The organism is Dapis brunnea BLCC-M229, assembly GCF_050015995.1.
Lineage (GTDB): Bacteria > Cyanobacteriota > Cyanobacteriia > Cyanobacteriales > Microcoleaceae > Trichodesmium.
The window spans coordinates 1-13,309 of the sequence record NZ_JBNHEP010000108.1 but is presented as its reverse complement, the minus strand read 5'-3'; the positions used below and the strand labels follow the sequence as shown (position 1 = coordinate 13,309).

At 36.2% G+C, this 13,309-nt stretch carries 7 protein-coding genes; all 7 read right to left on the bottom strand.

The annotated features are described in order from the left end of the window. Positions 1-95 precede the first annotated feature (95 nt). On the bottom strand, positions 96-1,589 hold the full coding sequence (locus tag ACP6PM_RS13670) for an NADH-quinone oxidoreductase subunit M (protein ID WP_426585452.1): 1,494 nt from the start codon (positions 1,587-1,589) through the stop codon (positions 96-98). A 579-nt stretch (positions 1,590-2,168) separates the two neighbouring features. Further along, positions 2,169-4,007, bottom strand: a complete 1,839-nt coding sequence (locus ACP6PM_RS13665; RefSeq protein WP_426585450.1) for an NAD(P)H-quinone oxidoreductase subunit F — start codon at positions 4,005-4,007, stop codon at positions 2,169-2,171. 1,167 nt (positions 4,008-5,174) lie between these two features. After that, the gene (locus ACP6PM_RS13660; RefSeq protein WP_426585448.1) at positions 5,175-5,990 is read right to left on the bottom strand and encodes an SAM hydrolase/SAM-dependent halogenase family protein; all 816 of its coding nucleotides are present in this window, start codon (positions 5,988-5,990) and stop codon (positions 5,175-5,177) included. A gap of 281 nt (positions 5,991-6,271) precedes the next feature. Further along, a complete protein-coding gene (locus ACP6PM_RS13655; protein WP_426585447.1) occupies positions 6,272-8,485 on the bottom strand; it encodes a tetratricopeptide repeat protein in 2,214 nt (737 codons plus the stop codon). 378 nt (positions 8,486-8,863) lie between these two features. Beyond that, the gene (locus ACP6PM_RS13650) at positions 8,864-11,095 is read right to left on the bottom strand and encodes a tetratricopeptide repeat protein (protein WP_426585445.1); all 2,232 of its coding nucleotides are present in this window, start codon (positions 11,093-11,095) and stop codon (positions 8,864-8,866) included. Between the two features lie 810 nt (positions 11,096-11,905). Beyond that, positions 11,906-12,499 (bottom strand): tetratricopeptide repeat protein, encoded by a 594-nt coding sequence (locus ACP6PM_RS13645; RefSeq protein WP_426585443.1) that lies wholly within the window; start codon positions 12,497-12,499, stop codon positions 11,906-11,908. A gap of 353 nt (positions 12,500-12,852) precedes the next feature. Beyond that, positions 12,853-12,966, bottom strand: a complete 114-nt coding sequence (locus tag ACP6PM_RS13640; protein WP_426585454.1) for a hypothetical protein — start codon at positions 12,964-12,966, stop codon at positions 12,853-12,855. Positions 12,967-13,309 lie beyond the last annotated feature (343 nt).

Genomic DNA, 13,309 nt, shown 5'->3' with positions numbered 1-13,309 from the left:
TTCTGGTGAATTTCTTGATAACAAATAATTGTTTTTTGCCTATTCCCTGTTCCCTGTTCCCTGTTCCCTGTTCCCTATTCCCTATTCCCTATTCCCTACTTTAGATATTGACTTATTGACTGAATTTCTATTTGAGATTTAAGCACTAAAAAATTGGAAGTTTCTTCAGTCCAACGCACTAACCAAGTAGGTTGAATTCCTAAAAATAAAATCGCTACTGCTAATACTAAAGCAGGAGCACGTTCAGACCAAATAACTTTTGGATAATAAGCTGTATTATTATCTAGTCTGCCAAAACAAGTACGGTTCAACAAAATCACAAAATAAACAGCAGTTAAACCACTAGCAATAATACACAAAAGAGTGGGAATTGGAAACGTAGAAAAACTGCCCTGAAACACCAGAAACTCGGCAGCAAAACCTACCATTCCCGGAATACCTGCACTTGCCATTCCACCCATAATTAATAAAGCGCTGGTGAAAGGTAGACCCCGCACCGGACTCATTAAACCATTCAAAACAGATAACTCGCGAGTACCAACTTTAGTTTCTACCACACCCACCAGGTGAAATAGAATCGCTAAAATTAGACCATGAGCCACCATTTGAGCGATCGCTCCCACTAAACTTAGGGGCGTATTAGCAGCAGCAGCAACGAGAATGTAACCCATGTGTCCAATCGAACTATAGGCTACCATCCGTTTAATGTCTTGTTGAGCGATCGCTGCTAATGCTCCATACAAGACGCTAATGGTACCAATAATTGCCATTCCGGGTGCGACTATTTCCCAAGTTTGGGGGAATAACCCCAAACAAAAACGCAATAATCCGTAAGTGCCTAATTTTGCCAATATTCCACCAAGTAAAATGGTAACGGGGGGAGATGATTCGACGTAAGCATCTGGCAACCAAGTATGTAGGGGTACGAGTGGTATTTTGATTCCAAATCCTACTAAGAGAATTGTTAGTAAGATAAGTTTAGTTATTAGGGGTAACGATTCGGTAGATATGAGGTTATAGTCAAAACTAGGAGAATTGCTTAACCAAGTTATCCCTAAAAATCCTGCTAATATGAGAATTCCAGAAACTGCGGTATAGATGAGAAATTTTGTTGCTGCATAGCCTCGTTTTTCGCTTCCCCAAATTGCTATTAATAAATAGATGGGGATTAATTCTAGTTCGTAAAACAGAACGAAAAGTAGTAAATTTGCTGAGATAAAAGCTCCTGCTACACCTGCATTTACCAACAAAATTAAAGGATAGTAAAGTCTCGGACGTTCGATATTATTGCCGTAGCCATAAACTGCGATAAATGTTAGTAAAGAATTTAGAGCTAGTAAGGGTAAAGATAAACCATCTACTCCAAGATTATAGTTTAAACCTAATTGCGGAATCCAAGCAAATGTTTCTTGAAATTGCCAACTAGGATTATTCAAGTCAAATTTGACGGCAATTTGTACAGTCCAAATTATGATAGATACGGCTATTGCTAAAGTAACCTTTCGTAATTTTTCCGCAGGAATATTTCCTGGGAAAAATCCTACTAATATTGCCCCTAAAATTGGGATGACGATTAAAACACTGAGCATAATTTTTTGTTAAGTTGTGGTCGATTAAATTGCCATGAATTATTGCAGAAGGAAGAATGGAAAATTGCATGGAGATAGTCAAAGAACTTTCCCTCTAAGTCCACAAACTCCAAGCAATTTTAAGAACTGTTTAAACAGTGAGGTATTAAACCCGCGAGAGATAAAGATAATAAAATAGTAGCCTCATAAAATTGTAATTTTTGACAGAGAAGTATGGATAATTTCAGAAGATGAAATCCTATTATTAGCTTAATTAGGACTTACGTATAGCACTACGCATTAAGGTTAGGACATTTCTAAACCCTGAAACCTTTTAACCGTTTACTATTCCCTATTCCCTATTCCCTAGCGCGTAGCGCTATAATATAACTTATTTTCGTCATTGTGACCGACAGGGAAGCAATCTCAAGCTCTAGTTTTTCGTACCTCAGCGTAAATTCTGCTAATTATGATTCTGATTATATAGCAGTCGAAGCCAAGGTTAGGACATTTATAAATCCTGTTTGCGGAGCATTTCCGCAGGAAAAACCCTTTGAAAGCTTACTATTCCCTGTTCCCTATTCCCTATTCCCTTTTTCTTTAGAATAAACCGACAGCTAACCAACTTAATAATAGGGTAAGACCAATCAAAATTGTCAACAAATAAAACTGAGATTGACCGGAAACATTGTATTTTAAACCCTGACCTCCAAAAATAGTCGCGAAACCGACTAAATTAACTACTCCATCAACAATATAACGGTCTATCCAAGAAATAATTTTTGATACTAAACCCACTACAAAAACAATCGTAATTTTATACAATTTGACCGTGTAAAAATCGTAAGCAAAAAAGTCTTGTATTCCTTGGTAAGGCAATTTAATTGGTTTCTGCCACTTGTTATTTATATAAATCAACCCACCAATACCAAAACCAATGACACTGGATAACAGTAACAAACCAGCAACAGGTTTATTAATAGTTGCAATATCTGGTAATAACTGCCAATGTGCTAATAATAAGGGAATGTGCAATGTAAAACCAGCCAAAACAGTCATCGGCAAAACCAACGCCCATAAACCTTCAGGCGATCGCTCAGTCATTTGCTTAGTTTTACCACAGAAAATTAAACCAAACTCCCGAATAATACTAAAAGCAGTTAACCCATTCACCACAAACAACACCCCCACCAACCAAGGTTGAGTCTGCCACAAATTATCTGCCATTTGTAACAACGCCCAAAAACTACCCAACGGAGGCAAAGCAACCAATCCCGCAGCACCGACTAAATAGGAAATTCCAGAAATAGGGCGACGAGACCACAAACCACCATATTGAGTCAGGTCTTGGCTAATACAATTTAATATTACTCCACCCGTACTCATTATCAACAAAGCCATCGCACAAGCGTAGGTAAATAATAATATTAAAGCAGTTTTTTCTTGACCGGTGCCAACCGCAATAAATACCAAACCCATGTATGCGCTGACAGAATAAGAGAGCGCTCGCTTAATATCAATTTGGGCAATAGCAATTAAAGAAGCACAAACTGCTGTAAACACTCCCACTCCTATCATTACCGTAGAAGCTACAGGAGACAAAGCTAAAACTGGTTGCAACTTAGTCAATACCCAAGCTCCGACCGCTACTACCAGAGAATTCCTGAGAATTGTACTTGGTATCGGTCCTTCCATTGCTTCATCTAACCACAGATGCAAGGGAAACTGAGCGCATTTACCCAGAGGACCCGCAATTAAAGTTAGACTTAATAGGGTAGCAGTAGTGGGAGCAATGTTTGCAGTATTCGCCCACTCAGCAAGCTCGGTATAATTCCAAGTTCCCGCCAGGGGTAATAGAGCAACTACTCCCATCAACAAAAATAAGTCGCCTACCCGTTTTGTCAAGAAAGCGTCTCTTGCTCCCGTGACTACCAATGGTTGACTATACCACAATCCTACTAATAAATATGTACCCAGAGTCAGAATTTCTAGAATAATATAGCTCCAGAACAGGGAGTTGCACAAAACTAGGCCACACATCCCCGCTTCAAATAATGCCAGTAGGGAGTAAAAACGCGCCCATCCCCAGTCCATTTCCATGTAGGCGATCGCGTAGATTTGGCTCAGAAGGTTTAGACCTGTTATTAATATAGTCGCCCCAATAGTTAGGGTAGATATTTCTACAGAAATATTGATGTCGAGCTGTGCTACTTGTAGCCAGGGTATTGATAGTTCTCGTGCAGGTTGATTCCAACTTGCTGTCAGAGCAATTAAACCATGTAGCAAAGCGATGAAGGTCATTATTAAATTGATATAACCTGCTGGTCTTGGTCCAGTGCGCTTAATAATTCCGGGCGACCAAGGCAAGGCTAAAATTGCACCAGTTATGGCATAGCAAGGTATTAGCCATATTGTTTCTAGAAACTCGTTTGATAGCATTAGAGTTGTTTTTGCAAGATATTTAGATAAATTGTCTGCTTTTTATATTAATGGTTAATTTTATCTTAATTTTGATACAAAGATTAATATTTTTGTTGGAGAATGATTTAATTTCTTTATCTGTAGGTTTTGGACTTTGGACAAAAACCAAAAATAGTAAGACCAATATTTATGCTAACCAAATCTGGCAATATCCCTCTGTCTTCAGTGAAAAAAATTACTGAAAAATAGATGGCTCAAATCCCAACTTTTAGTTATTTTTGGGAATTTTTTTGCCCTTTGATGATAACTTGATGACGAGTTCTTGGTGTTTTTTATATCCTGGAGTTTAGACTAAATAGTTGAAAATAAAATCAAGTATAAGGATACAAAAAATCCAGACCATCAACAGATATGAGAAAAAAGATTTGGTGAAGCAGATTAAGGAGTTTAGTGATTTTCTGACTACCTATTATACTAATTGGTATTACTGATAACTTCTTATGGTTGTGGTCGTCCTCCCTTATACCATTTCTCAAAAACTTTTCTACATTTTCCCATTGCCGGGGAGTAGGGGCGATTCGCGAATCGCCCGTACAGGAGTAGGGGTAGAGACGTTGCATGCAACGTCCGTACGGGAGAAGTAAAAACAAGAATAATTAATGTTAAATTTGCTCAAATTAACAAAAAAGTAATTACCTTAGTTTAATTACTTAATAACTGAAGTGTTATCCAAGGTCTTGCGTTAATGCATGGGAATTGTTATTATCTCAAATCCCCTTAATTCGGTATAAAAAAATGTTCCATCTTCAGTTATTGCTAAATCTTTGTATATCTCCCCATCTCCCCAGCATCTTTATCTAATTACACCAATGCTACCGGATTTGATATTACATGGAAAAAAATTTAAACTCAGTGATAAGCAAATATCGAGACCAGAACAGCAAAAAACAGCAAAAAATAGAACTCGAACATCCTCAGCTAGGAAAAATCCAGATTTAAGCATGGCATGAGTTACATTTTCGACAAGCACCCATGAAAAATTATTATTAATTCGAGTTCAGCAATTAGATTCACCAAAAAATAAACCACTCTGGCTAGCTTGGCAATAGAGAGCATATACCCCCCCTTAATAGAAGTAGTTCAATTCTATCTACGTTCCTTAATTACTTACTGCTGATTCCTTATTTAAAACCAAAAAATTTCAACTTTATCCCCATACTTTAAATTAAGTTTATCCTCCGCACTACTACCATTAGTAGCAATTTCTACAAAACCATGAGACCCAATAATTGCAATTAATTCCTCTGGTTTACAGTCAGCATAAGTATTGCCACTAGATATTTTTCTATTCTGTGAAAAATTAGCATTATTATTAACAATAACCGACCAATTTTTCTCAACAACATAACTACTGGAAATATTAGTAATTATATTGCCAAAATAGTCAATATGCTGAACGCAACCCACAATACCTGAATCTGTAAAAATAATATTATTTAAAGGTAATTTAACCAAACTTTCTGGATTAATTTTTTCTCCCAAATTTTCTAACTTTACCCCGCTAGCAAGATGAGCAGCAACAGGAGCAAATATATCTCGACCATGAAAAGTTGTACTCGGTGTTTTTGTCCGCCAATACTCAGAATTAGTAAGCGTAACTACCTTGATATTTTCTATTTCTAAATTTTCCAATATTCCACTAAAAATACCATTGTCAGGTCCGACTAAAAAACCATTGGGTAGTTGAATAGCGATCGCTCTTCTGGTACTCCCCACTCCCGGATCGACAACAGAAACATGAACAGTTTCTGGGGGAAAATAAGGATAAGCATTTTGCAAACAAAATCTGGCAGCAAATAAATTTTGGGGAGGAATTTGATGAGTCAAGTCGATTATTTTTAGATTAAGATTAATTTGAGCAATTACACCTTTCATTACACCGACATAGACATCTTTTAATCCAAAATCAGTTAATAGTGTAATAATTTTTTTATCCGACATTATTCTGTTTTATAACTAGGGTTTGCTGAAAAAATCTGTTATACCAATTTGAAAAAAGAATACTATACTGATGTGATACTTCAATTATTCAGTAATTAACAAACTCAGAATAACCTTTTTGATAATTATTAGCCAGTAGCGTGTTTATTATTCTGATGTTTACCGAAAAATCAAGGTTTAAAGCCTCTCCTTTCAAGGATAAAAAACAAAAAAATTCCTTTTAACCAATCCTCTTTTTTTTAAGAAGAGGTAATTATTAATTATTGAATACTCCCTCTTTTCTATTTCCATCTATCGATTTGATATTGAGCATCTCTATAACCTCCTGTACGACCTTGTTCTAAATAAAGTTGGGCTGCTTTTTCAAAATCACTAATTGCTCCTTTTCTATCCCCGATATTAACCCTAACTAGCCCCCTATTGTAATAAGCGGCAGCATATTCTGGGTTAAGTCTAATAGCTTGAGCATAATCAGCGATCGCTTGCTGATAATTTTCTTCTTCAGAGTAAACATTAGCACGATTTGCATAAGCTTCAGCGTTGTTTGGACTTAATGCTATTGCTTGAGTATAATCTTCTATGGCTTTTTGTGGTTGATTTGCTGTAGCATAAGCTAAACCTCTGTTTGTATAAGCTTTAGGATTTTCAGGATCTAGTTTAATTGTTGCAGTGCAGTCAGATATAGATTTTTCATACTCTTCTAAATTTAGATAAGCAATACATCGATTATTATAGGCAATGTCATTTTCAGAGTTGATTTGAATTGCTTTAGTACAGTCAGATACAGCGTTTTCATACTCTGCTAAATTCAAGTATGTGCTACAACGATTAGCATAAGCTTCTTCATTTTTAGGATCTATTTCAATAACTTGATTATAATCATCTAGAGAACCTTGATAATCTCCCAGAAAAAACCGGGTTCTGCCTCTATTATAATAACCATCTATCTCTTTTGGTTCAATTTTAATCATCTGAGTGTAATCTGCTATTGCTCCTTGTAAATCATTATTGGCAGCACGAGCTAACCCTCTGGCATGGTAAGCATTAATATCATTCGGTCGCAGTCGTATAACTTGAGTGTAATCTTTAATTGCCGCAGGATAGTTTTGGGATTTATAGTAAACAAATCCTCGTTTGTAATAAGCTTCAGCATCTAGAGGTTTAAGGCGCAACACCTGGGTAAAATCATCAATTGCTCCCGCATAATTTTGGCGATCGGAATAAACTCCCCCTCGGTTAAAATAGGCATTAACATAGCTGGGGTTAAGATTAATTGCTTTGCTGTAATCAGCAATAGCATTTTGATAGTTTTCTAAGTTGTAATAAGCATTCCCCCGTTGATAAAAATACTCTGGTTGACCAGGATTCAGTTTAATTGCTTTATTATATGCTGAAATTGCTACTTGTTCATAGCCTTGATTTGCATTTTCTATCCCTCTTTCAAATAGTCTTTCTGCTTTAATCGGGTTGGGGCGATTCAAAAAACTTACCACCCCAACTAGCACTGCTATCACGCCTAAACTTGCAAAACCAAATAAAACCAACAACAATGGATGGGATGTGATTCCCTTGCGACTTGTTTGAATTTCAGGATTTAGACTTCTCTCAGTTATAGGTGTTGGTGCCATAACTCTTTGAGAGCGACCGATAATTTTCTGTAGCGCTTTGATAACTTCTGCTGTAGACTGGTAACGTTTGGTGTAATGGTAATGTACCATTTTTTCCATAATATCCGCTAGATTTGAAGAACATTGTGCGCGATTTCGCCAGAGGATACCACTAGGATTTGATGGCGAGAGGTCTTGTAATTTTGGCAGTTCACCACTAGGAATACCTGTCAGAGCTTGAATGCCAATCATACCTACTGCATACAGATCGCTATTATATTGAGGAATGCCTTGAAATTGTTCGATCGGCATATAGGAGGGAGTACCTGTAGCTATGGTTCGTTGTATTTCTCCATTTGCTTCTGCGATCCGATGACTAACTTCTTTGACTGAACCAAAGTCAATTAAAACTAATTTTTCATCTGGTTGACGTCTAATTAAATTTGATGGGTTAACATCCCGATGAATTACTTCATGTCCATGTACAAATTCTAAAATTTCTAAGATTTCTAATAATAGTTGAATTACTTGTTTTTCTTGCCAAGGTTTACCAGGAATAATTTCTTTATTTAAAGGTGTTCCCGGAATAAATTCTTCTACTAAATAAAATTGATTATTTTCTTCAAAATAAGCTAATAGTAAAGGAACCCGATCGTGTCTTCCTAATTTTTCTAATATTTCTGCTTCTTGCTTGAACAAACGGTGAGCAGTTCTGACAATAGTAAAACTATTACCAGGAGCCCTTAGTTGTTTGACCACACATTGAGGATGCCCAGGGCGACGAGTATCGGCAGCCAAATAGGTTTGTCCAAATGCACCAGAACTAAGGACTTGAACGACGCGGTAACGTCCATCTAGCAGTTGACCTATCATGTTCATATTATTCATTTTATACCATTTTTCTTAACTATCGAGAGAAATTAAGTGAGAGTAAGCAACAGGCAACACAGAGAGTAGATTAGGTTATAAATTAAATCTCTCACTATTTTTGGTAGTTGGTATAGCGCTACGCGCATAGGGGAGCCGTCGGATTGGCGACGTACAGAAGTCAGAAGTTAGAAGTCAGAAGTAATCTCTGAGTGAGTTTTCGGTGCGGAAATACTCCGCAAATAGCATTTAGTAATGTCCGCGCCCTTTGCTTCGACTGCTATATTATTTTATATGATATATTAAATAAATCAGAACCAAAACTATTCTTTATAATAGTTAAATTTTGGCTTTAGGTAGAATTTAAAACAAGGTAAGTTTAATTGTTAAAATAGTTAATTATTGCAGTTTTTCTATCATATTGAGGGAGTTTTGATAATCCTGGATTTTACCTTTTTCTAAAGATAAGTTAGCACTTTGGCGAAAGTCTGCTACTGCTGCTGGTAGCTCTTGTAATTCATACAAAATAATTCCTCGATTATAATAAGCTTTGGCATTACTTGGATTGAGTTCAATTGCCTGGGAAAAATCTTGAATGGCTTGATTATAGTGTCCTATCTCTGAGAAAAGTATTCCTCGATGATTATAAGCAAGGGACTTTTGAGGATTGATTTTTATTGCTGTAGTAAAGTCTTCTATTGCTGCTTGTAAATAGCCACGAGCAGACTGTGCTAAACCTCTGTTTATGTAAGCTTGGGCATTTTTATTGTTGATGTCAATAGCAATACTACAGTCTTCTTTTGCTCTTCGATATTCCCCTAAATTGAAATAAGCAATACATCGATGATTGTATGCTAAATCATTTTGAGGATTTATTTCTATTGCTTGGTTACAATCAGATATCGCAGCTTGATGATTTGGCAGATTTAGATAAGCGCTACATCTATCTGTATAAGCATCAGAATCATCGGGTTTGAATTCTAATACCCGATTATAATCTGTAATCGCTCCTTGATAATCTGCCATTTCCAAGTGAGACTTGCCACGACTATGATATGCTTGTACATCATTGGGGTTGAGTTTTATAGCTTGAGTATAGTCACTAATTGCACCTACTCGATCTCCTATCGTTCCTCTTGCTATTCCCCGATTAATATAGGTATTGCTATCTGTGGGATTAAGTCTAATTGATTGACTATAGTCTTGGATGGAATTTTTGTAGTCCCCAATTTCGTAATAAATTTGCCCTCGTTTGTCGTAAGCTTTGGTATAGTTAGGATTTATTCTTAATGTTTGCGTTAAATCAGTAATTGCTTTTTCATTGTCATTTAGTTCATAATAAATTAGACTGCGTTGATAATAAGCATCATTGTAGTTAGCTTTGATTTTAATAGCTGCTGTATAATCTTTTATGGCTTTTTCATAAGCTCTCTGAGAATAGTAAGAGTTGCCTCTTTGATAGTAGGTAACTGCATTTTGTGGGTTGAGTTTGAGTGCTTCAGTGTAGTTTGCGATCGCTGCTTGTTGCTTTCCTTGTTTGACTAATTCTTGACCTTGGTTATAGAGTGCTTGTGCTTTGACTATAAATTGGTATCGCCAGAAATAAGCGATCGCTGCTCCTACTATTGTTATAAATGCTAAACTAGCAATTAATATAATTTTTTTATTGTTTGTCGGTTGAGGTGGTGGTGATGGAATATTTATTTCTGGAGTTTTTTCTTGAGATGCTGTAATTATTGTTTCTGGTTTTGAGAGAATTTCAGTATCTACTGAGACTGATATTTTGCTTAATTCTGCTAGCACTTCTGTTACTGACTCATAATTTTGTTCACTTTGACTATTTATCATTTTGTCAATGATGTCTGATAGTGCTAGAGAACATACTTGCAAATTCTGCCAAGGTATTTCTATTCCAGGAGTATTGTTAGTTTGTTTTTGCTTCAATAAATCTTGAGGTGATAATCCTGTTAGTGCTTGAATAGCAATTATTCCTAAAGCATAAATATCATTTTTTTTGTTTACTTCCTGCTGATTTTTGTCTAATGGTATATAAAGTAAACTATCAGAATTATTTTGGCTGTAATTTTCTGATATTAATGGTTCTTGATTTAATTCTAAAATTCTCTGAATTTCTCTTTCTAACCCAAAATTAATTAAGAATAATTTTCCATCTAAGGTTTGTCTAACTAAATTTCCTGGTTTGATTTTTCCATGAGTTTCTCCTTGACCATGAATCAAAACTAAAACTTCTAGCACCTCCTTTAATAGATTAATTACTTCTCCTTCCCACAAAGGTTTCTCTCTAGCCAACTCTTCGTTTATCGAGATACCTACTATATAATCTTCAACTAAATATATGTTATTGTTTTCTTCAAAATAAGCTAATAAGTTCGGTAGTCCCTCGTGTTTACTTAAACTATAAATCTTTTCTACTTTTTCTTGAAATAATGATAGTATAATCTCTTGATTTTCATAGTTAAAATTGCCTAGTTGAATTTCTCTGACTACGCATTGGGGTGAACCTGGACGGTGGGTATCTCCTGCCAGATATGTCTGTCCTAAAATAGTTGAACTTATAGGTTGGATAAAACGATAGCGTTTATCTACAATTTGGCCAATATTGGTATCCATAGCCTGATTACAGATTTAGTTTTAATAGTGATTTTTTTAATCAACCAAATAATTTTCTGGTGACTTAATATCATGTGCCCCCTCCGGGGGAGCTACGCTAACAGATAATTGGTGATAATAATTTTTTTGTTTGTAGTTGGGCTTTAGCCCTAACATAAACATTTGAGGGGCTATAGCAAAACTATGACGATAATTATAAGTGTTTTATTGGACATGACATTATAGCTCTATCTTAACTTTAATTCAGACTATTAGACTTTGGGTATTTGAACCTATGATACTAAATCCGGGTATAAAAGCAGGCTTGTCCCATCTACCAATCCCTTATTTAGCAAAGGCTTAACTTTAAAAAATACCCTCTCACTAAGGCGGATTTAGTATGATATTTTGATTTGACTTGACTCTACTCTTCTATATTTTTATTCTTGTTCTTAAATCTTTTCTAGTTGTTCCATTGGAGTTTGGTATCTTTCGGTATTTCCTTGTTGTTGATATAGAATTGCTGCTTTCTAGAAATCTTCACGAGCTTTTTGATTTTTGCCTATTTGCAAATTAGCTAACCCACGCTGATAGTGCAGTTCAGCTAGTTGAGTTTTATGAACTAAATCCCTGATTATAGTTACTGTAAATTCTTCAGCTTCTCTGAGGATTTTTAGGGTGACTTCAGTGCCTACTTCTTATGTAATCCATATAAGTAGTCCTGCATGGTAATGGTGAGGATATATATTTTTGAATTTCTCCGAGACTCCCGATCCCCCCATCTCCCTATCTCCCCATCTCCCCACACTCCCAGTGCTTCCTTTACCATTACTATGCACCACCACCATCTATTAAACTGAGCAAGGTGTCGGTCTTGTCAGATAAGAGAAGTTTTCCATCAGCTTCTAGAATGATGTCATCACTCTTTAAATTTGCCTTGAATGCAGGAGAGTTTTTCAAGACTTCTGTTATTTGTAAACCCAACTTTCCTCTTAATTTTGTCTCACCTAACCCAACACCAACACCCGCCAAATTTGCTTTTGTGAGTCCTAAAGTATAATCTTTAATTGCTGCTTCATGGTCTCCTTGCTCAGAAAGTTCATCTCCAAGTTTTTTGTAATACTCAGGTGATTCAGCATTTTGATTTTTTTGTTGCTGAATCTTTTCTAATTCTTCCATTACACTGTTATATTCTTCAGTGTTTCCTTTTTGTTTATATAGAGCTGCTGCTTTCTTGAAATCTTCACGAGCTTTTTCTTTTTCTTTGCTTTGATAGTAAACCTTAGCTCGGAAGTAATAGAATCTAGCATCTTCTGGTTGTAAGCGCATCCCTTCAGTTAAATCTACGATCGCTTCTTTATATTTTTGCTGTTGAAAGTATAAAGCTCCTCGGGAGCCATAATATAAAGCGTTATCAGGTTTCAATTCTATGGCTTTACCGTAATTAATCTACCAGAGCTGCTTGATAGTCTCCTAAAGCATAAAATTGATTACCGCGCAAATTATAGTATTCATGGGCTGATTTTCTGTTGAGACTGATGGCTTTGTCGTAATCCTCTATTCCTTTCTGCTTTTCTCCTATTGTAAAGTAGGCATTACCGTTCTTAGAAACCTACGATAATCTATAGAAATCTATGATTATCTGTTCTATTCCTGCTTCACTCTGGCAGTGTCGGCACTCACCAGTCCACAGGCACGCGCGGACGAACTGCCCGCCATAGCTAAATTTAACGGTCTTATCAAATCTCGTTCGCGCTAGCGTTGCGGAGCAATCGCAACTAAAATTGCAGTGTTCGCAATTGAACACGCGCTCTGATAAAGACAGAGATTCGCGATTCAGTTCCACACCTAGAGAAAGTTTTAGAACTAGGAAACCATCTATCAACAACGATTAGCTCCGAGCCGTACAGTTGACATTTGTACTAAGCGCTGTCTACGAAACTCATAAAAACCCATATTCGCAACAGCCTTAGCTAACTTATGATTAGCCATCATGCCTGATACATTGTCATACTTCTATTACTATTTGACTGTGGTTTTTAGCCAAATAAGTAGAAAGCCATATCTACAGCTAGTGGTCTGTCAAACTTATTTTGATGGGTGATGAATTCTTAAAAGTCTTGATTGATAAGCTTTTCAATTTTGAAATACCCATCAATTCAAACTTGACAGACCACTAGGTAGTGCCGTGTCAAGCTTAAAATGGTGTATTAGCTTCAGAGGAAAGAAGTTATC

Bases quoted from the DNA above. Each gene is read 5' to 3' on its own strand.
- ACP6PM_RS13670 (WP_426585452.1), bottom strand. From the start codon at position 1,589: ATGCTCAGTGTTTTAATCGTCATCCCAATTTTAGGGGCAATATTAGTA.
- ACP6PM_RS13665 (WP_426585450.1), bottom strand. From the start codon at position 4,007: ATGCTATCAAACGAGTTTCTAGAAACAATATGGCTAATACCTTGCTAT.
- ACP6PM_RS13660 (WP_426585448.1), bottom strand. From the start codon at position 5,990: ATGTCGGATAAAAAAATTATTACACTATTAACTGATTTTGGATTAAAA.
- ACP6PM_RS13655 (WP_426585447.1), bottom strand. From the start codon at position 8,485: ATGAATAATATGAACATGATAGGTCAACTGCTAGATGGACGTTACCGC.
- ACP6PM_RS13650 (WP_426585445.1), bottom strand. From the start codon at position 11,095: ATGGATACCAATATTGGCCAAATTGTAGATAAACGCTATCGTTTTATC.